General features: G+C 73.9%; 19 protein-coding genes. 12 read left to right on the forward strand and 7 right to left on the reverse strand.

What is annotated here, in order from left to right:
* Positions 1-208: 208 nt before the first annotated feature.
* Positions 209-3508: a S8 family serine peptidase gene (locus ACIQOE_RS04765; RefSeq protein ID WP_401409647.1), complete on the forward strand. Its 3300-nt coding sequence runs from the start codon at positions 209-211 to the stop codon at positions 3506-3508.
* Between the two features lie 45 nt (positions 3509-3553).
* On the opposite strand, the gene ACIQOE_RS04770 is transcribed toward ACIQOE_RS04765, so the two are convergent.
* Positions 3554-4288 (reverse strand): hypothetical protein, encoded by a 735-nt coding sequence (locus ACIQOE_RS04770; RefSeq protein ID WP_401409649.1) that lies wholly within the window; start codon positions 4286-4288, stop codon positions 3554-3556.
* Between the two features lie 2 nt (positions 4289-4290).
* A complete protein-coding gene (locus ACIQOE_RS04775; protein ID WP_401409651.1) occupies positions 4291-4818 on the reverse strand; it encodes an RNA polymerase sigma factor in 528 nt (175 codons plus the stop codon).
* Between the two features lie 322 nt (positions 4819-5140).
* Between ACIQOE_RS04775 and ACIQOE_RS04780 the strand changes: the two genes are divergently transcribed.
* The 4 genes from ACIQOE_RS04780 to ACIQOE_RS04795 all read left to right on the forward strand — a co-directional run bounded on the left by ACIQOE_RS04780 (position 5141) and on the right by ACIQOE_RS04795 (position 10554).
* The gene (locus ACIQOE_RS04780; protein WP_401409653.1) at positions 5141-6157 is read left to right on the forward strand and encodes an aspartate-semialdehyde dehydrogenase; all 1017 of its coding nucleotides are present in this window, start codon (positions 5141-5143) and stop codon (positions 6155-6157) included.
* Between the two features lie 161 nt (positions 6158-6318).
* The gene (locus ACIQOE_RS04785) at positions 6319-7107 is read left to right on the forward strand and encodes a glucose 1-dehydrogenase (RefSeq protein ID WP_365559829.1); all 789 of its coding nucleotides are present in this window, start codon (positions 6319-6321) and stop codon (positions 7105-7107) included.
* Positions 7108-7207: 100 nt separating this feature from the next.
* Positions 7208-9781: an aminopeptidase N gene (gene pepN / locus ACIQOE_RS04790; RefSeq protein ID WP_401409655.1), complete on the forward strand. Its 2574-nt coding sequence runs from the start codon at positions 7208-7210 to the stop codon at positions 9779-9781.
* 320 nt (positions 9782-10101) lie between these two features.
* Positions 10102-10554 (forward strand): DUF5707 domain-containing protein, encoded by a 453-nt coding sequence (locus ACIQOE_RS04795; RefSeq protein ID WP_351319317.1) that lies wholly within the window; start codon positions 10102-10104, stop codon positions 10552-10554.
* A gap of 26 nt (positions 10555-10580) precedes the next feature.
* Here ACIQOE_RS04795 and ACIQOE_RS04800 read toward each other — a convergent pair whose 3' ends face one another.
* Positions 10581-12020 (reverse strand): FAD-dependent monooxygenase, encoded by a 1440-nt coding sequence (locus ACIQOE_RS04800; protein WP_399008117.1) that lies wholly within the window; start codon positions 12018-12020, stop codon positions 10581-10583.
* Between the two features lie 143 nt (positions 12021-12163).
* Between ACIQOE_RS04800 and ACIQOE_RS04805 the strand changes: the two genes are divergently transcribed.
* On the forward strand, positions 12164-12763 hold the full coding sequence (locus ACIQOE_RS04805; RefSeq protein WP_351319313.1) for a TetR family transcriptional regulator: 600 nt from the start codon (positions 12164-12166) through the stop codon (positions 12761-12763).
* 85 nt (positions 12764-12848) lie between these two features.
* On the opposite strand, the gene ACIQOE_RS04810 is transcribed toward ACIQOE_RS04805, so the two are convergent.
* From ACIQOE_RS04810 to ACIQOE_RS04820, 3 genes are all read right to left on the reverse strand, one after another.
* A complete protein-coding gene (locus ACIQOE_RS04810; protein WP_351319311.1) occupies positions 12849-13115 on the reverse strand; it encodes a hypothetical protein in 267 nt (88 codons plus the stop codon).
* A 93-nt stretch (positions 13116-13208) separates the two neighbouring features.
* A complete protein-coding gene (malQ, locus tag ACIQOE_RS04815) occupies positions 13209-15320 on the reverse strand; it encodes a 4-alpha-glucanotransferase (protein WP_401409658.1) in 2112 nt (703 codons plus the stop codon).
* Complete coding sequence (locus ACIQOE_RS04820; RefSeq protein WP_390632612.1) at positions 15321-15530, reverse strand: hypothetical protein; 210 nt, start codon at positions 15528-15530, stop codon at positions 15321-15323.
* 157 nt (positions 15531-15687) lie between these two features.
* Here ACIQOE_RS04820 and ACIQOE_RS04825 point away from each other — a divergent pair, with 157 nt between their 5' ends.
* The 5 genes from ACIQOE_RS04825 to ACIQOE_RS04845 are packed head-to-tail and all read left to right on the forward strand — an operon-like array spanning position 15688 to position 19862.
* Entirely contained in the window at positions 15688-16269 is a 582-nt protein-coding gene (locus ACIQOE_RS04825) for an RNA polymerase sigma factor (RefSeq protein ID WP_351319307.1), read from the forward strand.
* Positions 16266-17192 carry a zf-HC2 domain-containing protein gene (locus ACIQOE_RS04830; RefSeq protein ID WP_401409660.1) on the forward strand — a complete coding sequence of 309 codons (927 nt, stop codon included), beginning with the start codon at positions 16266-16268 and terminating at the stop codon, positions 17190-17192. The genes ACIQOE_RS04825 and ACIQOE_RS04830 overlap by 4 nt, the downstream gene beginning before the upstream one ends.
* On the forward strand, positions 17189-17953 hold the full coding sequence (locus ACIQOE_RS04835; protein WP_401409662.1) for an ATP-binding cassette domain-containing protein: 765 nt from the start codon (positions 17189-17191) through the stop codon (positions 17951-17953). The genes ACIQOE_RS04830 and ACIQOE_RS04835 overlap by 4 nt, the downstream gene beginning before the upstream one ends.
* A gap of 5 nt (positions 17954-17958) precedes the next feature.
* Positions 17959-19263, forward strand: coding sequence for a hypothetical protein (locus ACIQOE_RS04840; RefSeq protein ID WP_401410111.1), 1305 nt, complete (start codon positions 17959-17961; stop codon positions 19261-19263).
* Positions 19260-19862 (forward strand): hypothetical protein, encoded by a 603-nt coding sequence (locus tag ACIQOE_RS04845; RefSeq protein WP_365572265.1) that lies wholly within the window; start codon positions 19260-19262, stop codon positions 19860-19862. The genes ACIQOE_RS04840 and ACIQOE_RS04845 overlap by 4 nt, the downstream gene beginning before the upstream one ends.
* Before the next feature lie 36 nt (positions 19863-19898).
* Here the strand turns inward: ACIQOE_RS04845 and ACIQOE_RS04850 are convergent, their stop codons facing one another.
* Complete coding sequence (locus ACIQOE_RS04850; RefSeq protein WP_351319301.1) at positions 19899-20435, reverse strand: HNH endonuclease; 537 nt, start codon at positions 20433-20435, stop codon at positions 19899-19901.
* Between the two features lie 343 nt (positions 20436-20778).
* Here ACIQOE_RS04850 and ACIQOE_RS04855 point away from each other — a divergent pair, with 343 nt between their 5' ends.
* Entirely contained in the window at positions 20779-21882 is a 1104-nt protein-coding gene (locus ACIQOE_RS04855) for a mechanosensitive ion channel family protein (RefSeq protein ID WP_351935392.1), read from the forward strand.
* Positions 21883-21998 lie beyond the last annotated feature (116 nt).

Raw genomic sequence — 21998 nt, forward strand, 5'->3', positions numbered from 1 at the left:
CGGCACGGTAGGGCCCCCGCGCGTCCGCGGCCACCGGATTTCCTTTCACGGCAAGGACACCGATAGGGGGTTTTCCCCATACGTTCATATCGATTCGGTCAACGTTCCCAAAAGACCGTTCCCTTGGGGAAAGCTGTGCGCCTACGCGCCGGTTCTTGACCGGAATCCGGCCGTTCCATGCTCGTTCCTTTACCTACAAGGGATGCAGATGACCCTCAGCCCCCAGCACGAGCCGATACCGGGCCACAGACGTCTGGGCCGGTTGGCCCTCGCCGTCGGTGTCGTGGCCGCGCTCTGCGCCGCCGGACCGATACCCCTCGCCGCGGCCGCGGCCGCGACCCCGGCCCCGCCCGCCACCACGGACGTCAAGTCGGCCCACGACAAGCTCGGTTCGGACGACGCCGAACTGCTCGCCGAGGCCAGGGCCGACGGCACCAAGAACGTCACGATGATGATCGCGACCGCGCCGGGCCAGACCGCGCGGGTCGCCGAGGAACTGGACGGCGTCAAGGGCGGCTCGGTGGGCCGTACGTACGACAGGCTCGGCTACGTCCGTGCCACCGTCCCCACCGTCCGGGCGGAGTCGGCGATCGCCGCCGCGGCGAAGCTGTCCTCGGTCCACGCGATCGACCTGCGCCAGGAGATCCCGCTCGACGACCCGGCGGTGGCGGACACCGCCAAGCCGGCCAAGGCCGCGAAGGCCTACCCGGCACCGGGGAAGAACACCGCGGCGCGCAACCCGTACAACCCCTCCTTCGAGACCGGCGCCGTCGACTTCGTCGAGGACCACCCGAAGGCGGACGGCCGGGGCGTCACGATCGGCATCCTCGACTCCGGCGTGGACCTCGGCCACCCGGCGCTGCAGAAGACCACCACGGGCGAGCGGAAGATCGTCGACTGGGTCACCTCGACCGACCCGATCGTCGACAGCGACCAGACCTGGCGGCCCATGGTCACGGCCGTGTCCGGGCCGAGCTTCAGCTACGGCGGCCAGACCTGGACCGCGCCCGCCGGGTCGTACCAGGTGAGCACGTTCAAGGAGTCGTACACCGCGGGCGGCGACGCGGCCGGTGACGCCAACCGGGACGGGGACACCACCGACAGCTGGGGCGTGCTCTACGACCCGGCGGCCGGCACGGTCACCGTCGACCTGAACAACAACCACGACTTCGCCGACGACAAGCCGATGAAGCCGTACAAGGACGGCTACCAGGTCGGCTACTTCGGCACCGACAACCCGGCGACCGACGTCGTCGAGCGGCAGCCGTTCGTCGTGCAGATCCGCAAGGACGTCCCCATGGACCCCTACGGCGGGGACTGGGTCGGCAAGACGGCGGACTTCGTCAACATCGGGGTCATCGAGTCCGAGCACGGCACCCACGTGGCCGGCATCACCGCCGCCAACGGCCTGTTCGGCGGCAGGATGAACGGCGCGGCACCGGGCGCGAAGATCGTCTCCTCCCGGGCCTGCACCTGGACCGGCGGCTGCACCAACGTCGCGCTCACCGAGGGCATGATCGACCTGGTCGCCAACCGGGGCGTCGACATCGTCAACATGTCCATCGGCGGTCTGCCGGCGCTCAACGACGGCAACAACGCGCGCGCCGAGCTGTACACCCGCCTCATCGACACCTACGGCGTGCAGCTGGTGATCTCCGCCGGCAACTCCGGCCCCGGCGCGAACACCATCGGTGACCCGGGCCTCGCCGACAAGGTCATCTCGGTCGGCGCGGGCATCTCCCGGGACACCTGGGCCGCCAACTACGGCTCCCAGGTGACCACCAAGTACCAGCTGCTGCCCTTCTCCTCGCGCGGTCCGCGGGAGGACGGCGGCTTCACGCCGACCCTGGTCGCCCCCGGCGCCGCGATCAACACCACCCAGACCTGGCTGCCGGGCTCCCCGGTCGCCGAGGCGGGCTACTCGCTGCCGGCCGGCTACTCCATGCTCCAGGGCACCTCGATGGCCTCCCCGCAGGCGGCCGGAGCCTCCGCGCTGCTGCTGTCGGCGGCGAAGCAGAAGCACATCGCCCTCTCCCCCGCCGACCTGCGCACGGCGCTGACCTCGACCGCCCACCACATCAAGGACGTGCAGGCGTACGAGGAGGGCGCGGGCCGCATCGACATCGTCGACGCCTGGGAGTCCATCCGCGACCACGCCACCGCGCACACCTACACCGTCAAGGCGCCCGTCGACACCGCGATCGACTACGCGCTGAAGACCCCGGGCTTCGGCACCGGCCTGTACGACCGCGAGGGCGGTCTGAAGGCCGGCCAGAAGAAGACCTACGCCGTCACCGTCACCCGGACCTCCGGCCCGGACAAGGCGCTCCGGCACGAGCTGCGCCTCGAGAACAACGCCGGGCACACCTTCAAGATCCTCGGCGACGACGAGGTGAAGCTGCCGCTGAACCAGCCCGTGACGGTCACGGTCCAGGCGAAGCCGAAGAGTGCCGGCATCAAGTCGGCGATCCTGGAGGTCGACGACCCGCGCACCGAGGGCGTTGACCAGCAGATCCTGGCGACCGTCGTGGTCTCGGCGCCCGTCGACCACACCTACGCGGCGGCCGGTTCGGTGCAGCGCAACAGCTCCACGTCGTACTTCGTGACCGTGCCCGAGGGCGCCACGTCGCTGGAGGTCGCGATGAGCGGGCTGGCCGACAAGAGCCAGACCCGGTTCATCTCCATCCACCCGTACGGCACTCCGGTCGACAACACCGGCACCCCGTACTGCTACAACAACTACCTCGACGGCAACGGCTGCAAGCCGGACGTCCGCTCCTACGCCGACCCGCAGGCCGGTGTCTGGGAGATCGAGGTCGAGGCGCGCCGCACCTCGCCGCTGCTCGACAACCCGTACAAGCTGGGTGTCACCGTGCTCGGCGCGGCCTTCGACCCGCAGACCGTGACCCTGCCCGAGGCCAAGGCCGGCGTCCCGGCCACCGCCTCCTGGAAGGTGACCAACAAGTTCGCCGCGCTCGACGGCAAGCTGGTCGGCGGTCCGCTCGGCTCCTCGAAGACGACCCGTCCCTCGATCAAGGAGGGCGAGACGCAGACCACCACGGTGGACGTCCCGGCCGGTGCCACGTCGCTGGACGTCGCCATCGGAGGGGTCTCGGACACGGCGGCCGACCTCGACCTGACGGTGTACGACGCGTCCGGCAAGCAGGTCGCGCAGTCCGCCGACGGCGACTCGGAGGAGGCGGTCTCCATCGCCTCGCCCGCCGCCGGCACCTACACGGTCAAGGTCGTCGGCTACTCGGTGCCGTCCGGCGCCACCGACTACAACTACCGCGACGTGTTCTTCTCCGCCGCGCTCGGCGCCGTCACGGTGGACGGCTCGGCCCCGGTCAAGCTGGGCACCGGTGCCTCGGCCACGGTGAGCGGCCAGGTCACGGCGGTGGCGGCGGCCCCCGAGGGACGTGAGTTCTTCGGCCGGGTCCAGCTGGTCAACGCGCGCGGCACGGTCGCGGGCACCGGCAGCGTGAGGATCGACAAGGTCGTCCCGTAGGGGACCGGTTGACGAGGCGGGCGTCCCTGAGGGGCGCCCGCCTCGTCATGTGCCCGGGCAGGACGCCGTCCGCGACCCGGGCAGGTCCCGGACGATCCAGGCGCGTTCCGGCGCGATCTCGGCCTCGCCCACGGCGGACAGGCCGGCCGTGGACGCGCCCCGGGCGACGCCGACCAGCAGCCGGGACCCGACGCGGATCCGGGCGTCGGAGGCGACGACGACGTCGACCTCCCCGGCCGTCCGCGCCGGCTTGTAGGCGCGGGTCACGCGCAGGGTGACCCGTTCCGTTCCGGTGTCCGGCAGGCGCCGCACCACGGTGACCGTGCCCTCGGCCACCAGCCGGGCGCAGGCCAGGTAGCCGGGTCCGGCGGCGGACTTCGCGCCGGACCCGCCGGCGGCCGCGCTGTCGGCGGCGGACCCGGCCGCCTTGTCGTCGGTGCCGTGCGTACCGAGCCGGCCGATACCGAGGACGGCGCAGGCGAAGGCGGCCGCGAGGGCGCCGACGAGACCGAGGGAGCGCACGCGGGGATGCCGCCTGCGGGCGGGGCGGGGCGCGGGCCGGGGATCGGGCCGGGGCGCCGGACGCGGCCCGGCCAGGGCGTCCCCGAGGGTTTCGAGCTGGGCGCGCAGCAGTGCCACGTCGGCGGCGGCGGCCCGGTGCTCGGCCAGGAAGGCGGGGTCGGCGCGCTGCGCGTCGGTGAGCGGCTCCTCCATGAGGACCGCGAACAGGGCGTCGACGTCCTCGTCCGGGCCGTCTCGGCCGTCGTGTCCGGCGGGCATGGTCACACCACCTCGTCCTCGTGCAGGCGGGTGCGCAGGGCGCGGACCGCCGTGTGCAGCCGGCTCTTGACCGTGCCCTCGGGGATGCCGAGCTCCTCGGCTATCCCGCGCACCGGCAGGTCGGCGTAGAAGCGCAGGACGAGGACCTGGCGCTGGGCGTCGGGCAGCTCGTCCAGGCCGCGGGCCACCGCGAAGGACAGCAGGCTGCTGTCCTCGCCGTCGGCGTGGTCGGGGACGCGGAGGGCGGCCAGGCGTTCGCCGAGACGTTCCTGGCGGCGCTTGGCGCGGTGCCAGTCCATGGCGAGGTGGGAGGCGACCACCGCCGCCCACGCCGACACGTCCCGCGGCGCCTCCTGCCCGTTCGCGGCCCGCTCCAGCAGCCGCAGGCGGACCTGCTGCACCCCGTCCGGCAGGTCCGCCTGCGGTACGCCGCCCAGCGCGAGCACCGCCCGCACCCGGCGTTCCTGGTCCGCGTCCAGGGGATCACCGTGCGGTTCCCCCTGGGCCCGGCGGCCCTTTCCGCGCAGCACACACCCCACCCCCCTCACCGCGTTTCCCCTACGACGCCGCGGCCCCCGGAAACGTTCGGCCGGCGCCCGGAAATCTTTTCCGGGGGCGGCCGAAGGGGGGTGCGAGGCGTACGTCACACCGGCCCGCCCGGCAGCACAGCTTGCGGCACGGACGCAGGACGGGGCCAATTTATGCAGCTCAGCGCGGGTGCCGACGGGAGTTCCACGGGGTGGGGTGTCCGTCCTTCGGGCATGGCGTGCAAAGAATTGGACAGGCTGACCCGGGTCGGCCGCATGATGGAAAGGCCGTAGACACACGTCACCGTACGCAGAGGGAGTCACCGTGAGGGTCGGAATCGTCGGAGCCACCGGTCAGGTCGGCACGGTCATGCGCAGGATCCTCGCGGAGCGCGACTTCCCGGTCACCGAGCTGCGGCTGTTCGCCTCGGCCCGTTCCGCGGGGACCGTCCTGGACGGCGTGACCGTGGAGGACGCGGCGGCCGCCGACTACACCGGCCTGGACATCGTGCTGTTCTCGGCCGGCGGGTCCACCTCGAAGGCGCTCGCGGAGAAGGTCGCCGCCCAGGGCGCCGTCGTCATCGACAACTCCTCCGCCTGGCGCAAGGACCCCGCCGTCCCGCTGGTGGTCTCCGAGGTCAACCCGCACGCGATCGGCGACCGCCCCAAGGGCATCATCGCCAACCCCAACTGCACCACGATGGCCGCGATGCCGGTCCTGAAGGTGCTGGACGCGGAGGCGGGCCTTCAGGCGCTGGTCGCCACCACCTACCAGGCGGTCTCCGGCTCCGGTCTCGCGGGCGTCGCCGAGCTGCACGGGCAGGTGCAGAAGGTCGCCGCCGACGCCGACAAGCTCACCCACGACGGCGGCGCGGTCGACTTCCCCGAGCCGCAGGTCTACAAGCGCCCCATCGCCTTCAACGTGCTCCCCTTCGCCGGCAACCTCGTCGACGACGGTCTCAACGAGACCGACGAGGAGCAGAAGCTGCGCAACGAGTCCCGCAAGATCCTGGAGCTGCCCGACCTCAAGGTCTCCGGCACCTGCGTGCGCGTCCCGGTCTTCTCCGGCCACTCCCTCCAGGTCAACGCCCGGTTCGCCCGCCCGCTCAGCCCGGAGCGCGCCACCGAGCTGCTCGCCGGCGCCCCGGGCGTCGAGCTGTCCGACATCCCGACCCCGCTGCAGGCGGCCGGCCGGGACGCCTCGTACGTCGGCCGGATCCGCCGCGACGAGACGGTGGACAACGGGATCGCGCTGTTCATCTCCAACGACAACCTCCGCAAGGGCGCCGCGCTGAACGCGGTGCAGATCGCCGAGCTGGTGGCGGCGGAGCTGTCCGCCTAGGCGCCGGCCGCCTCGGGGTGTGCCGCGTCCTGCCGTCGGCGGGCGCGGCAGCGTCCCGGCCGGTCGCGCAGTTCCTCCCCCGGTCTTCGGCCGGGGGTGCCCCCAGCGCCCCTTCGGGCGCGTCACCGCAGGGCTCGTCGTCGAAGGGGAACCCCGACACCATGACCAACAGTGAGCCGTCCTGTGCCGCATCGCGTGTCCTCGACGGCAAGGTCGTCATGATCACCGGTGCCTCCAGCGGGATCGGGGCGGCCGCCGCGCGACTCTTCGCACGGGAGGGGGCGGCCGTCGTGCTGACGGCGCGGCGCACGGAGCGGCTGGCCGCGCTGGCCGACGAGATCGGCGCGGCCGGCGGCCGGGCCCTGGCCGTCCCCGCGGACGTCGCCTCGGCCGAGGAGGTCGAGCAGGTGGTGCGCACCGCCGTCACCGCCTTCGGCCGCCTGGACTGCGCCTTCAACAACGCCGGGTTCGGGACCGCGGGCACCGAGCTGCACGAGACCGGCCAGGACGTCTACGAGCGGACCATGGACGTCAACGTGCGCGGGGTGTGGAACTGCCTGCGCTTCCAGATCCCCGAGATGCTCGGGTCCGGCGGCGGCACGATCGTCAACACGTCGAGCGTCGCGGGGCAGCGGGCGACCGGGGCGTCGGCCGCGTACGTGGCCGCCAAGCACGCCGTCCTCGGGCTGACCCGGGCCGCCGCCGCCGAGTACGCGGAGCGCGGCATCCGGGTCAACGCGCTGGTGGTCGGCAGCACCCGCACCGAGATGATGGACCGGGCCGTGCGGACGACGCCGGAACTGCGGGAGCGGTTCGAGGGCGAGACACTGCAGAAGCGGATGGCCGGCCCCGCCGAGGTCGCGGAGGCCGCACTGTGGCTGTGCAGCGACCGCTCTTCTTTCGTCACCGGCGCGGCGATGCCGGTCGACGGCGGCACAACGGCCGCCTGAGGCCCGCCGTCCGGGCGATGTCTGGGGTTTTCCCTCGTCGCCCGGGGCAGGGCCGACGTGGAAGGATGGCGCAACCCACACATAACGAGGAGATGACCGCGTGCCTGGCACAAACCTGACTCGCGAAGAGGCACAGCAGCGGGCGAAGCTGCTCACTGTCGACTCGTACGAGATCGATCTCGACCTCTCCGGAGCGCAGGAGGGCGGTACCTACCGGTCCGTGACCACGGTGCGCTTCGACGTCGCCGAAGCGGGCGCCGCTTCCTTCATCGACCTGGTGGCCCCCGCGGTCCACGAGGTCACCCTGAACGGCGACCCGCTCGACCCCGCCGAGGTCTTCGCGGACTCCCGGATCGCGCTGCCTGGCCTGCTGGAGGGCCGCAACGTCCTGCGGGTCGTGGCCGACTGCGCGTACACCAACACGGGCGAGGGCCTGCACCGCTTCGTCGACCCGGTCGACGAGCAGGCCTACCTCTACACCCAGTTCGAGGTGCCGGACGCCCGCCGGGTCTTCGCCAACTTCGAGCAGCCGGACCTGAAGGCGACCTTCCGGTTCACCGTGAAGGCGCCGAGCGGCTGGACGGTCATCTCCAACTCGCCGACGCCCGAGCCCAAGGACGACGTCTGGGCCTTCGCGCCGACGCCGCGCATCTCGTCGTACATCACCGCGCTGATCGTGGGCCCGTACCACTCCGTGCACAGCGTGTACGAGAAGGACGGGCAGAGCGTGCCGCTGGGCATCTACTGCCGGCCCTCGCTCGCCGAGTTCCTCGACTCGGACGCGATCTTCGAGGTCACCCGGCAGGGCTTCGACTGGTTCCAGGAGAAGTTCGACTACGCGTACCCGTTCGAGAAGTACGACCAGCTGTTCGTGCCGGAGTTCAACGCGGGCGCGATGGAGAACGCGGGCGCGGTGACCATCCGCGACCAGTACGTCTTCCGGTCCAAGGTGACCGACGCGGCGTACGAGACGCGTGCCGAGACGATCCTGCACGAGCTGGCCCACATGTGGTTCGGCGACCTGGTCACCATGGAGTGGTGGAACGACCTGTGGCTGAACGAGTCGTTCGCCACCTACACCTCCATCGCCTGCCAGGCGTACGCGCCCGGCTCGCGCTGGCCGCACTCGTGGACGACGTTCGCGAACTCCATGAAGACCTGGGCGTACCGGCAGGACCAGCTGCCCTCCACGCACCCGATCATGGCCGAGATCCGTGACCTGGACGACGTCCTCGTCAACTTCGACGGCATCACCTACGCCAAGGGCGCCTCGGTCCTCAAGCAGCTCGTCGCCTACGTCGGCATGGACGAGTTCTTCACGGGCGTGCAGGCGTACTTCAAGCGGCACGCGTTCGGCAACACGCGCCTGTCCGACCTGCTGGGCGCCCTGGAGGAGACCTCCGGCCGGGACCTGAGCACCTGGTCGAAGAAGTGGCTGCAGACCGCCGGGATCAACATCCTGCGCCCCGAGGTCGAGACGGACGCGGACGGCCTCGTCACCTCGTTCACGATCCGCCAGGAGGCCCCGGCGCTGCCCGCCGGCGCCAAGGGCGAGCCGGTCCTGCGCCCGCACCGCATCGCGGTCGGCCTGTACGACCTGGACGAGGCGACCGGCAAGCTGGTGCGCACCGACCGGATCGAGCTGGACGTGGACGGCGAGCTGACGGCCGTGCCGCAGCTGACCGGGCGCCGCCGCCCGGCGGTGTTCCTGCTCAACGACGACGACCTGTCGTACGCGAAGGTCCGCCTGGACGAGCGGTCGCTGAGCTTCGTGACCGAGCACCTGGGCGACTTCGAGGCCTCGCTGCCGCGCGCGCTGTGCTGGGCGTCGGCCTGGGACATGACCCGCGACGCGGAACTGCCCGCCCGCGAGTACCTGTCCCTGGTGCTGGCCGGCATCGGCAAGGAGTCCGACATCGGTGTCGTGCAGTCGCTGCAGCGCCAGGTGAAGCTGGCCGTCGAGATGTACGCCGCCCCGACCGCCCGCGAGGCCCTGCTCACCCGCTGGACCGACGCCACCCTCGCCCACCTGCGGTCGGCCGCCGCAGGCAGCGACCACCAGCTTGCCTGGGCCCGTGCCTTCGCGGCCACCGCCCGTACCCCGGAGCAGCTGGACCTCCTGGACAGCCTGCTGGAGGGCACCCACACCATCGAGGGCCTGGCCGTCGACACCGACCTGCGCTGGGCGTTCGTGGAGCGGCTGGCGGCGGTCGGCCGGTTCGACGAGGCGGAGATCGCCGCCGAGTACGAGCGGGACCGGACGGCCGCCGGCGAGCGCCACGCGGCCACCGCCCGTGCGGCCCGCCCGACCGACGAGGCCAAGGCCGAGGCGTGGGCGTCGGTCGTCGAGTCCGACAAGCTGCCGAACGCCGTGCAGGAGGCGGTGATCGGCGGCTTCGTCCAGACCGATCAGCGTGAGCTGCTGGCGCCGTACACGGACCGGTACTTCGAGGTCCTGAAGTCGGTGTGGGACAGCCGTTCGCACGAGATGGCCCAGCAGATCGCGGTCGGGCTCTACCCGGTCCTCCAGGTCTCCGAGGAGACCGTCGCCAAGACGGACACCTGGCTGACCGAGGCCGAGCCGAACGCGGCTCTGGCCCGCCTCGTCTCGGAGTCCCGCGCGGGCATCGAGCGCGCCCTGCGCGCCCAGGCGGCGGACGCCGCGGCCCAGTAGCGGCCGAACGGTACGACGGAAGGGGCGCCGGTGTTCCGGCGCCCCTTCCGCGTGTACGGCGCCGGGTGCGGGGCGGCGGTCCTGGTGTGCGTGCGGTGGCCGGGTGCGGGGGCGGTGGTCCTGGTGTGGGTGCGGCGGCCGGGTTGGGGGGCGGTGGTCCGGTTGCGTGTCCCACCCGGGTATCCCCCAGGCCGAGTTGAGTATCCGTGCTCACGTCCGGGGTCCGCGCGGCTTGCGAGGATCGGTGCAACGGCGCGGCACACGGCGCCGGTCCACCGATCCGGGGCCCTCGGCCCCCCGCCCGTCAGGGAGAACCCGTCATGTCCCGTCGTATCGCGCTGTCCGTCGTCGCTGGTGTCGTCGTCCTCGGGGGCGCCGGTGCCTTCGCCCTCGCCTACGCCGGCGACCAGCCGCCCGCCTTCGCGCACAGCACCGCCCGCTACACCGCGCCCCGGGCCGGTCACGACGGTTCCCTCGCCTTCTCCACCGAGGTCACCGCGTCCTCCGGAGTGAAGAGCCTGAAGGTGCTGGCCTGGCCGCAGAAGTCGGAGTTCGCGAAGAAGCCGCTGACCGCGAAGGACATGGCCGCCGTGGAGTCGGCGACCTGCGCGCCGGCCGCGGGGGACACCGCGCGGTGCACCTACCGGGCCGTGGTGTCCGCCGCCGACGCCGCGTCCTCGCCGCACGGCACCTGGCACGTCGCGGTGCTGGCCACCGCCGAGGACGGCAGCACCACCCTGGACACCGAGGTCACCGACTTCACCGTCGGCTGAGCCGGTGCGCCGCCGATGGCGTCCCCTCAGCCGACGTGCGCGGCCAGCGCCGCCTCGATGTCCGCGGCCCCGGCGTCCTCCGCGGCCCAGGCCGCGTACCCGTCGGGCCGCACCAGCAGCGTCGTACCGCGGCCGCTCGCCCAGCGCGCCACGGCCAGCCGGTCCGCGCGCCCCTCGCCCGGGTCGTGGGCGCCCGGCGTGACCAGGACGAACCGGCCGCCGCGCAGCGCCTCGTAGAGCCGGCCGCCACCGGCCAGGGCGAGGTCGGGAACGCGTGTCCCGGTCAGCGGATGGGCGCCCCGCGGCGCCGGGTAGCGGTAGCCGACGCCGGTGACCTGCCCCGTGACCCGGGCGCGGAGGGGGGCCAGCCGGGCGAGCACGGCCATCAGCACCGTACGCACCGGCAGCTGCCAGCCCTTGGCCATCGCCAGGCGGACGATCGCGCCGCTGCTGCGCAGCACCGACCTGCCGACCGGGTGGCGTTCGCTCTGGTAGGTGTCGAGCAGGCCGGGGGCCGCGTGGCCGTGCAGGACGGCGGCGAGCTTCCAGCTCAGGTTGGCCGCGTCCTGCAGACCGGTGTTCATGCCCTGGCCGCCCGCCGGGGTGTGCACGTGCGCCGCGTCCCCGGCCAGGAAGACCCGGCCGACCCGGTAGCGGGGCGCCTGCCGCTCGTCGCTGTGGAAGCGGGACATCCAGCGGGCGTCGTGCATCCCGAAGTCCCGGCCCAGTGCCGACCGGGTGATCTCCCTGACCTCGTCGAGGCCGACCGGCTCGTGGTCGGGGACGTCGCGGCCGCGGTGCCAGCAGATGACGCGGTGGTAGCCGTCGCCGAAGGGCGCGAGGAAGGCGAACGCGTCGCCGACCGCCCCGGCCGTGATCAGCGACTCCGGTTTCTCGTCGAGCAGCACGTCGGCGAGGACGACGGACCGGATGGCCGACCTCCCCGGGAACGGCAGCCCGACCGCCTCCCGCACGGCGCTGCGCATGCCGTCGGTACCGACGACGTACTGGGCGCGCAGGTCCTCGCCGCCCGCGACGTGCACGGTGACCCCGTCGGCGTCCTGGCTCAGGCCGGTCACCTCGGACTCGTACCGGAAGTCGACGCCCGCGGCGGCAGCGCGGTGCTCCAGCACCTTCTCGACCTCGTACTGCGGGATCACCAGCACGTGGCGGAAACGGGAGGGGAGGGCGCCGAGGTCGAGGGTGAGGCCGTCGAAGAGGTTGAGCCGGGTGAGCGGGTTGCCGAGGGCCTCCAGGTCGTCGGCGAGGCCGCGGGCGTCCAGCTGCTCCAGGGCGCGGGCGTGCAGGACGAAGGCGCGGGAGAGGTTACTGATGCGGTGCGGTCGCTTCTCCAGGAGCGTGACCGGGACGCCGGCGGCGGCGAGGTCACCGGCCAGGAGCAGGCCGGTGGGGCCGGAGCCGACGACGATCACGCGGGAGGGGGTGGTGGCGGTCGGGCCGTTCATGGGAGGCCTCCTGAGTGCCTGCGCCTGTTGGCCAACACATGTTTGCCAACGATTGTTTGCCAACGCTTGTTGACAAGCCTAGGCAGGGTCGGCGACGCAGTCAACACTTGTTGGCCTACGAGTGTTGACCTACGCTCGTGGGCATGACCGGCTCTCCCAGTGGAACCACAGAACCCGCCGGCGGCCCGGCGGCACGCCGCTCCGACGCCAGCCGCTCCGCCATCCTGGCCGCGGCCCGCGAACGCTTCGCCACCGACGGCTACGAGCGGGCCACCATCCGCGCCATCGCCAAGGAGGCGCGCATCGACCCGTCCATGGTCATGCGCTACTTCGGCACCAAGGACGGCCTGTTCGCGGCCGCCGTCACGCTGGACCTGAAGATGCCCGACGTGTCACGGGTGCCGCCCGAGGAGGCCGGGCGCACGCTGGTCGCCCACTTCCTGACCGTCTGGGAGACGAACGAGGAGTTCACGGCGGTGCTGCGGGTCGGCATCACCAACAAGGCGGGCGCCGAACGGCTGCAGGGCATCTTCCGGGACCAGGTGGTCCCGATGGCCCGGCGGGTGTGCCCCGACCCGGAGCAGGTGCAGGCACGGGCAGGACTGTGCGCGGCGCAGCTGCTGGGGCTCGCCCTCACCCGGTTCGTGCTGCGGCTGCCGCCGGTGGTGGAGCTGACGCGCGAGGAGGTCCTGGCGTGGCTCGGGCCGACCCTGCAGCGCTACCTGACCGCGCCGAGCCCCTGAGCACGACGAGGGCGCCGGCCGTCTTCCGCACGTCCCGCGACGGGAGGTGCGGAAGGCGGCCGACGCCCTCTGCGGAAAAGCTTCGTCAGGCCTTGGCCTTGGCCTTCACGGCGCCGGGCTTGTGCACCCGGATCTTGGACTTGTCCAGCACCATGACCAGGCCCGCGATGACCACGAAGAGCACGAGGGGGATCAGGACGTAGAGACCCAGCGTCTCGATGACGCTCAGGCCCTTGCCGGGGTCGTCGCCGTCGTCACGCGTGAGCGCGAGAGCGGGGGACGACATGAGCAGCATCATCAGCGTCGTACCGGCAGCCAGGGCGCCGGCGCGCAGGGCGTTCTTCTTGTCCACCCTCCCAAACTAGCGGGCCGACTTGAGGGCCGCGCGGCCGGGGTACCGGTACGCGGCACCGCATGCCGCCGCGGCCCTCCAGGGCCGCGGCTCTCACGCCCCCGACGGGCTCGGCACGGAGACCGGGCGACCGTCCTCCTCCTCGTCCGGCGGGCCCTCCGGCTCGTCCGGCGGGCCGTCCGGCCGCAGGACCGCCAGGAGTTCCCGGACCCTCGGCGCGGCCGTCAGCTCCTCCAGGGTCACCGGCCGGCCGGTGGCGTCCGCGATCGGCAGCCGCCAGTTCGGGTACTGGTCCCAGGTGCCGGGGAGGTTCTGCGGGCGGCGGTCGCCGACCGTGTCGGGCAGCCAGACGCCCACCATGCGGGCCGGGGTGCGCAGCAGGAAGCGGTGCACGGCCCGGATCTCGGCCTCCTCGTCACCGGCGTCGGGGGCGGCCAGCAGGCCCAGCCGGGTCAGCACGGCCAGCCACTCCGCCGTGTCCGCCGCCGCCTCCGCCCGCTCCTCGGCCACCGGGCGGGTCAGCAGGCCGAGGCGGTCGCGCAGCTCGACGTGTTCACCGGTGAGGCGGGCGGCGGTGGGCGGCAGGTCGTGGGTGGTGGCGGTGGCGAGGCAGTCCGCGCGCCAGCTCTCCGGAGGGAGCGGGCGGCCGTCGCCGTCCCAGTCCCGTTCGAACCAGAGCACCGACGTGCCGAGCACCCCGCGCCGCTGCAGCGCCTCGCGCACCCCCGGCTCCACCGTCCCGAGGTCCTCCCCGATCACCAGCGCGCCCGCCCGGGTCGCCTCCAGGGCCAGCAGCGCCAGCATCGCCTCGGCGTCGTAGCGGACGTAGGTGCCCTCCGTGGGCGGCCGGCCCTCCGGCACCCACCAGAGCCGGAACAGGCCCATCACGTGGTCGATGCGCAGCGCGCCCGCGTAGCGGAAGAGGGCGCGCAGCAGCTGGCGGTAGGGGGCGTGGCCCGACTCGGCCAGGCGGTCGGGACGCCAGGGCGGCAGGCCCCAGTCCTGGCCGCGGGCGTTGAAGGCGTCGGGCGGGGCGCCGACGGACATCCCGGCGGCGAAGAACGCGCGCTGCGCCCAGGCGTCCGCGCCCGCCGGGTGCACGCCGACGGCGAGGTCGTGCACGATCCCGACCGGCATCCCCGCCTCGCGTGCGGTGCGCTGGGCGGCGGTGAGCTGGGTGTCGGTGAGCCAGGCCAGCCGGGTGTGGAAGGCGACCCGGTCGCTCAGCTCGGCGCGGGCGCGGGCGGTCTCCTCGGACCGCGGGTCGCGCAGCGGCTCCGGCCACCGGTGCCAGTCGGGGCCGTGCCGCTCGGCGAGCGCGTACCAGGTGGCGTGGTCCTCCAGGGCCTGGCCCTGGTCGGCGCGGAAGGCGTCGTAGGCGGCCTGCCGGGCGGCGGAGAGCGGCGCGGCGGCGGGCGCCTCCAGGGCCTGCCGCTTCAGCTCCCAGACCGCGTCCCGGTCGATGTGGGCGCCCTGGCCGAGGACGGCGGCGCGCAGCTGCGCGGCGCGTTCCGTGTGCGCGGGGTCCGGGACGTACTCGGGCACGGACTCCGGCCTCAGGTGCACCGGGTCGGGGAAGCGGCGGGAGGAGGGGCGGTACGGCGAGGGGTCGGTCGGCGGGCCGGGCACGGCCGCGTGCAACGGGTTGACCTGGACGAACCCGGCCCCGGCCGTGCGTCCGGCCCAGTCGGCCAGAGCGGCGAGGTCACCGAGGTCGCCCATGCCCCAGGAGCGGTGGGAGAGGAGCGAGTACAGCTGGACGAGGAGGCCGTGGCTGCGGCCCGCGGGCGCGGGCAGCCGGTCGGGGGCGACGATCAGGTGGGCGTGCGCGCTGCGGCCGTCGGGGGCGACGGCGGTCAGCCGGTGCACTCCGGTCGGCAGGCCGGTCACGCCGTCGCGGGTGGAGCCGTCCTCGGTGCGTACCTCCAGCCGGGTGCCGGCGGGCAGGTCGAGGGCGGGGTCGCCGGAGCCGGACCAGTGCACGAGCGTCGGCGGCAGCAGCCGTTCGGCGAGGTGCCGCTCGCGGTCGGCGAGGGCGGCGCGGACGGCCTCCGGGCCGCTCGCGTCGACGTCCAGCGCGGCCAGCGCGGCCGTCACGGCGGCGGCCGACGCCTCGACCGTACGGTCCGGTGACGGGCTGTAGGAGGTGGCGACGCCGTACAGCCCGGCGAGCCGGCACAGTTCCCCGTCCAGGGCTCCGCTCATCTACAACCCCGGCTCACTGGTCAGCGGAGCCAGGTCGGCGAGCGGAGGTTCGCTGGTCAGCGGCTCGGTGTCGGGCAGCGGCGGCTCGCTGGTCAGCGGCGCCTCCGCGCAGACGGTCTCGGCGCTGAACACGCACAGCAGGGAATCCTCCTCGCTGTGCACCGGGGGTTTGAACTGGGCCGGGATCGGATGATGAACCGCTGCGGCCACGGTGGCCTCCTTCTCCTGACGTCGAACGGCGCGGCGGACGCCGCGTCTCGGCAGGCCTACCCCGAAGCGCCGGGGGCACTCCCCCGTCCCGCCACGCGCCCCGCGAACCGCGCGCGTCCGGGTGACCGATAGAGACGGTGTGAGACTGTTCCGCCCCATGGGGGGCCACCGGCAGGACGACGCTCCAGCCGTCACGGACGGGGCGCTGCTGCGATCCGTCGCGTCCGGCGACGACGCGGCGCTGGCCGCGCTGTACGACCGGCACGCGGGCTGGCTGCACGCCCGCCTGACCCGGCGCTGCGCCGACCCCGAGGTGGTCCGGGAGGTGCTGCAGGACACCTTCGTCACGGTGTGGCGGTCGGCGGCCGGGCACCGCGGGCAGGAGGCCGGCGGCTGGCTGTGGACGATCGCCGCCCGCCGGCTGGTGGACGCCCGCCGGGTGCAGGAGAGGGCTGCACGGGTGGAGCCCCTGCCCGGTCCGGCGGCCACGCCGTCCGCGGAGGACCGGGTCCTCGCGGGCCTGGAGTACGGCGACGTCGGCACGGCCCTGGACCGGATCTCGCCGGAACTCCGCGAGGTGCTGCGGGCGACGGTCGTGGACGGCCTGAGCACCCGCGAGACCGCGCTGCTGCTCGGCATACCGGAGGGCACGGTCAAGTCCCGCGCGCTCCGGGCCAGGGCGGAACTCCGCACGGCCCTGGCCCGGCTGAACCCCGCACCGATGGGAGGCCCGGCATGACGGAGCCCTGGCACGCTTCCGAGGACGTCACGCTGCGGTACGCCGACGGCTCCCTTCCCGAGCCGGACGCGTGGTCCCTGGAGAAGCACCTGGAGACCTGCGCCGGATGCGCGGCGCGGGTGTCGGCGGCGGTACGGCACACGGCGGCCGGCCCGCTGCTCGACGAGATCCGCGACGCGGTGCTGACGTCCGTGTCACCCGCGCGCGGGACGCGGAGAACCGCCGCTCACGGGATGCCGGAGAGCACCGTCCGAGCGGTACGCGGAACCGCGCGACCGGCCCGCGCGCACCCGCGCCGGGCCCCCCGTGCGAAGGCCGCCCTGTGGTCCCTCGGGCCCGCCGTGCGCGGTTCCTGGCTCCTGGCCCTGCTCTGCGTGGTCCTGGGCGCCCTCCTGCTGGCCCGCGCCGCGGACTACGCGGGTGCCCGCACGCTCCTGCTCACCGTCGCCCCGGTGGTCCCCGTGGCCGGCGTCGCCCTCTCCTACGGCCCGCACGCCGACCCCCTGCACGAGATCACCGCGGCCACCCCGTCCGGCGGCCTGCGCCTCGCGCTCACCCGCACCGCCGCCGTCCTGGCCGTGAGCCTGCCCGCGCTGGCCCTCACCGGGGCCGCGCTGCCCGCCTCCGGCGCGCCCGGCGCCGCCGCCTGGCTGCTGCCGGGCCTGGCCCTGACCCTCGGCTCCCTGGCGCTCGCTTCCTGCGTCGGGTGCCGTACCGCCACGGCGGTGACCGGGGGCGGCTGGCTGGCCGCCGTCCTCGTCCCGGCCGTCGCCGCCCACGGCGGCCCGTTCACGGCCCGGCTGGCCGCTCAGCTGTCCGCCCGCTTCGACGGGAGCCAGGCCGCGTGGGCCGCGGCCGCCGTCGCGTGCGCCGCGCTGCTGGCCGTCCGCCGGCACGCCTTCGACCACATGGAGAACCGTTGAGCATACGCGTCACCGGCCTGCGGGTACGGCACCGCAGGACCGTCGCCCTGGACTCCGTCGACCTCGCGCTCGGCACGGGCGTGCACGGGCTGCTGGGTCCGAACGGCGCCGGGAAGACCTCGCTGATCAGAGTGCTGGCGACGGTCGCCCGGCCGGCCGCGGGCCGGGTGGAGGTGCTCGGCCGGGACACCGCGGGGCACCGTGCCCTCGGCGAGGTCCGGGCCCGGCTCGGCTATCTGCCGCAGGAGTTCGGCCACTACCCGGGCTTCACCGTGCGGGAGTTCGTGGCGTACGTGGCCTGGCTGAAGGAGATGCCGGCCGCCGGGGTCCCGGCCGCGGTGGCACGGGCGGTGGACCGGGTCGGGCTCGCCGACCGGGCCGACGCGAAGATCCGGACGCTGTCCGGGGGCATGGTCCGCCGGGTCGGCATCGCGCAGGCCGTCGTCAACGAACCGGAGGTCCTGCTGCTCGACGAACCGACCGCCGGCCTCGACCCCGAACAGCGCGTCGAGTTCCGGGAGCTGCTGCGCGAGCTGGGCGCCTCGGCGACCGTGGTCGTCTCCACGCACCTGGTGGAGGACGTGGCCGCGGCCTGCACGGAGGTCACCCTGCTGGACGCGGGCCGGGTCGCCTACCGGGGCACGCCCGGCACGCTGGCCGCCCTCGGTGAGGCGTCCGACGGCCCCGGCGACCATCCGATCGAGCGCGGCTACACGACGGCCCTGCGCACCCACCGCGCCACCGCGGGAGCACGGCGGTGAGCGCCATGGCCGCGGTGCGGGCGCCGCTGCTCACGGAGGCCCGCCGTGGCTTCGCGCCCTGGGCCGGCCTGGCCGTGCTGCTGACGCTGGGCGGGACGCTCGCCGCCACGGCCGACCGGTGGCAGGGCGGCTGGGCGGAGACGGCCACCGAACTGCACGCGGCCGTGCTGATCGCGGCCCCGGCGGCCGCGGCCGCGGGCTGCTGGCAGGGCGGCCGGGAGCGGCGGCGGCGCACCCGGGAGCTGTGGGAGACGGCCGTACGGGCGCCGCTGGCCCGGTTCCTCGTGTCGGCGCTGCCGACGGCACTGTGGGTGGCCGCCGGGTACCTGGCCGCGGCGGGGCTGGCGCTGCTCGCGACCTGGCCGTACGCCCTGGGTGGAGCGGGTGACGGACCGCGTCTGGCGCGGCTGCCCGCCGACGCGGCCGTCACGGGGGCGGCCGTGCTCGTCGGTCAGGTGGTCGGGCGGGTGGTGCCGTGGCGGGCGGCGGCGCCGCTGCCGGCCGTCGCGGGCTACGTGGGGCTGGGCGTGCCCGCGGTGGCGGACTCGGGGAGCTGGCGCCACCTCGACCCGGCGTTCTTGGTCCTGGACACGTCCGTGCCGGTGTGGTGGCTGCCGGTGGCGATGACGGTCTGGACGGGCGGTCTGGCGGGGGCGGCCGTCCTGGCGTACGCGGCGCGGCGCCGGTGGACGGCGGTGCTGCCGCTGGCCGCCGCGACGGCCGCGGCCGTGCTGCTCACCCAGGCCGGGGACGGGCTGTGGCGCACCGACCCGCTCGTCCGCAGGCAGGTGTGCGACACGTCCGTCACGCCCGCGGTGTGCGTGAACGCCCGGTACGCCGGTGCGCTGCCGCAGCTCACCGACGCGCTGTCGGACGTCACCGGCAGGCTGGCGGGGGTGCGGAACCTGCCGGTGCGCTGGTCGGACCGGTGGGGCGGACCGCGTGCGGACGAGGCGGGGCTGCCGTCGCTGACGCCGCTCGGCTGGTCGTTCGTGCGGGGCCGCCTGACCGACCCGGTGATGTTCGCGTGGCAGGCAGCGGCGGCGCTTCAGCTGCGGGGCGACTGCCCGGACGACGCGTCCTCCACGGCCGACGACGCGGTCCTGGACTACCTCGCGCCGCGGCCGGACCAGGAGTACTTCGACCGCCTGGAAGCCGGGGGGAACACGCGGCAGCGGGCGGAACTGGCCGAGCGCCGCGCCGCCCGCGCCCGGCTGACGGCGATGGGCGGTGCGGAACGCCGGGCCTGGCTGTCGGCGTACTTCGCTGCCCGCGCCGCGTGCGATGCGAAGGGGGTGCCGGCCCTGTGACGCCGCTGCTGCTCTACGCCCGCTCGCGCGCGGTGCCCGCCACCCTGGCCGCGCTCGCGGGCACGGCGGCCCTCGCGGCCTGGGCGGCGGCCGGGCTGGACGCCTACGTGGACCCCGGCCGCCGGGTGCCGGTGCCGGCGCTGGCCCCGCTGCTGGCGGCCGCGGTGATCGGGGTGAGCCTGTACGCGCCCTCGGACGAACTGGACCGTACGGCGGTACGGCCGTGGTGGCCGCGCCGGCTGGTGCAGCTGGCCGGGCTGACCGCGGTCGCGTGCGGGCTGCTGTCGCCGGCGGTGCTGGGGCATCCGGAGACCTTCGGGCCCCCGGCCATGGTCCGCGACACGCTCGGCTGTGCCGGCATCACGGCCGGGGCGGCGGTGCTGCTGGGGGCGCGGCTGAGCTGGCTGCCCGCCTTCGGGTACGTGAGCGCCGTGTACCTGGGGGCGTCGGGGGCGCGTGGGAGCGCGGTGGCCGTGTGGGCGTGGCCCGTGCAACCGGGTATGCAACCGGGCGCCTGGGCGGCGGCGCTGGGGGCGTTCGCGGCGGGCGGCGCGCTGTATGCCGTACGGGGTGCGCGCGTCGAAGGGCCCCGTGGCTGAGGCGGGCAGCCACGGGGTGTGCGAAGGCCCGGATCGTCAGGCGGAGATGCCGTCGATCCGGGCCAGGGCGTCGTCCGCGCCGTACGGCTGCAAATAGGGCAGCCAGCGCGGATCCCTATGGCCGGTCCCGATGATGCGCCAGGCCAGGCCGGTGGGTGGTGCTGGTTTGTGCCGCAGCCGCCAGCCGATCTCGAAGAGATGGCGGTCGGCCTTGACGTGGTTGCAGCGACGGCACGACGCGACCACGTTGTCCCAGACGTGCTGACCCCCGCGACTGCGCGGGATGACGTGGTCGACGCTGGTTGCGACGCCACCGCAGTACATGCACCGGCCTCCGTCGCGCGCGAAGAGCGCCCTTCGGGTGAGCGGAACGGGCCCGCGGTAGGGAACCCGTACGAATCGCTTGAGCCGGACCACGCTGGGTGCGGGGACTGTGACGGTTGCGCTGTGCATGAAGGCGCCGGATTCCTCCAAGGCGACTGCCTTGTTCTCCAGGACGAGGACGAGCGCGCGGCGGAGCGGTACGACGCCGAGGGGCTCGTACGACGCGTTGAGGACCAGGACATGCGGCACAGGGGCCTCCTTGGGCGTCGGCGGCGCGTGGCTCGCGCCGGGACGATCTGTGGCCAGTCTCCCCTCTTGCCTGGTGGACGCGCCACCATGTCCACGTAACGGCCTGGGAGTGTTTTCGACCACACCACAGGGGTCCCCCGAGTCCCGCTTCGCCCTCGCGGGCCAGTTCAACGGGAGGCCCGGGGCGTGAGTGCGGTCTCTCCTCCCGGCATCCGTCGGGCGCACACGCGATGCCCCGTTAGTGTGGTCATCCTGCCCGTCCGGTGACCTTTTCGTGACCTTGAAGCCGTGACCGTGAACGCCGTGCCGGAGGGCAGTACCGCACCGCCAGGAGGTACCCGCCGTGTCCTTGCCCGTCGCCCTGCCGGCCGCCGGTCCGTCGCCGTCACCGATCCCCTCGGGGTCGGAGACACCGGCGGTGCCCACGCTCCAGGACGCCCAGGAGAGCGCCACCAACGCCGCCACGTGGGTCGAGCAGAACTGGTCGACATGGCTGGCGATCGGGCTGAAGGTGCTGCTCGTCCTGGTGATCGCGGTGGTGCTGAGAAAGATCGTGCTGCGGGCGATCACCAAGTTCATCGACCGGATGAACCGGACGTCCGAGTCGCCGGAGGGCATCACGCTCGGCGGGCTGCTGGTCAACGCCGAGCGGCGGCGCCAGCGCTCGCACGCGATCGGCTCCGTGCTGCGGTCGGTGGCGAGTTTCCTGATCCTCGGCACCGCGGCGCTGATGGTGCTCAGCAGCTTCCAGATAGATCTGGCGCCGCTGCTGGCGTCGGCCGGTGTGGCCGGTGTGGCGATCGGCTTCGGCGCCCGCAACCTGGTCACGGACTTCCTGTCCGGCGTGTTCATGATCCTGGAGGACCAGTACGGCGTCGGCGACTCGATCGACGCGGGGGTCGCCTCCGGCGAGGTGGTCGAGGTCGGCCTGCGGGTGACCAAGCTGCGCGGCGACAACGGCGAGATCTGGTACGTGCGCAACGGCGAGATCAAGCGGATCGGCAACCTGTCGCAGGGCTGGGCCACGGCCGGCGTGGACGTCACCGTCCGGCCCACCGAGGACCTGGACCGGGTCCGGGCCACCCTGGAGGAGGTCGCCGAGAAGATGGCCAAGGAGGAGCCCTGGAACGAACTCCTCTGGGGTCCGATCCAGATCCTCGGCCTGGACTCCGTCCTCATCGACTCGATGGTGGTCCGGCTCTCCGCCAAGACCATGCCGGGCAAGGCCCTGACGGTGGAGCGCGAGCTGCGCTGGCGGATCAAGCGGGCCTTCGACGAGGCCGACATCAGGATCGTCGGCGGGGTGCCGGTGGCGCTCACCGAGGAGGAGGCGCCGGACCCGACGGCGGCCGTGGCGGCCCCGTCGGTGTTCTCCAACGCGGACTCGCCCCAGGTGGCGGCGACGGCCCCGATCACACCCCAGCGGCCGGTGCCGCCCGGGAAGTAGCGGAACGCTTCAGCACGCTCGTCCGAGTGGACAGACGGGGCACCCCGACGCCGAAGGGCACGGGGTGCCCCATTCGCTTTGCCGGGGCGCCCGTCGCGGGCCCGGCCCGGCGGCGG

This window comes from Streptomyces sp. NPDC091282, from assembly GCF_044757385.1.
In the GTDB taxonomy this organism is placed as follows: Bacteria; Actinomycetota; Actinomycetes; order Streptomycetales; family Streptomycetaceae; genus Streptomyces; species Streptomyces gramineus.

What these genes read in the sequence shown, in the direction of transcription:
- ACIQOE_RS04765 (WP_401409647.1), top strand. Translation starts at nt 209, where the DNA reads ATGACCCTCAGCCCCCAGCACGAGCCGATACCGGGCCACAGACGTCTG.
- ACIQOE_RS04770 (WP_401409649.1), bottom strand. Translation starts at nt 4,288, where the DNA reads ATGCCCGCCGGACACGACGGCCGAGACGGCCCGGACGAGGACGTCGAC.
- ACIQOE_RS04785 (WP_365559829.1), top strand. Translation starts at nt 6,319, where the DNA reads ATGACCAACAGTGAGCCGTCCTGTGCCGCATCGCGTGTCCTCGACGGC.
- ACIQOE_RS04795 (WP_351319317.1), top strand. Translation starts at nt 10,102, where the DNA reads ATGTCCCGTCGTATCGCGCTGTCCGTCGTCGCTGGTGTCGTCGTCCTC.
- ACIQOE_RS04800 (WP_399008117.1), bottom strand. Translation starts at nt 12,020, where the DNA reads ATGAACGGCCCGACCGCCACCACCCCCTCCCGCGTGATCGTCGTCGGC.
- ACIQOE_RS04805 (WP_351319313.1), top strand. Translation starts at nt 12,164, where the DNA reads ATGACCGGCTCTCCCAGTGGAACCACAGAACCCGCCGGCGGCCCGGCG.
- malQ (WP_401409658.1), bottom strand. Translation starts at nt 15,320, where the DNA reads ATGAGCGGAGCCCTGGACGGGGAACTGTGCCGGCTCGCCGGGCTGTAC.
- ACIQOE_RS04825 (WP_351319307.1), top strand. Translation starts at nt 15,688, where the DNA reads ATGGGGGGCCACCGGCAGGACGACGCTCCAGCCGTCACGGACGGGGCG.
- ACIQOE_RS04830 (WP_401409660.1), top strand. Translation starts at nt 16,266, where the DNA reads ATGACGGAGCCCTGGCACGCTTCCGAGGACGTCACGCTGCGGTACGCC.
- ACIQOE_RS04840 (WP_401410111.1), top strand. Translation starts at nt 17,959, where the DNA reads ATGGCCGCGGTGCGGGCGCCGCTGCTCACGGAGGCCCGCCGTGGCTTC.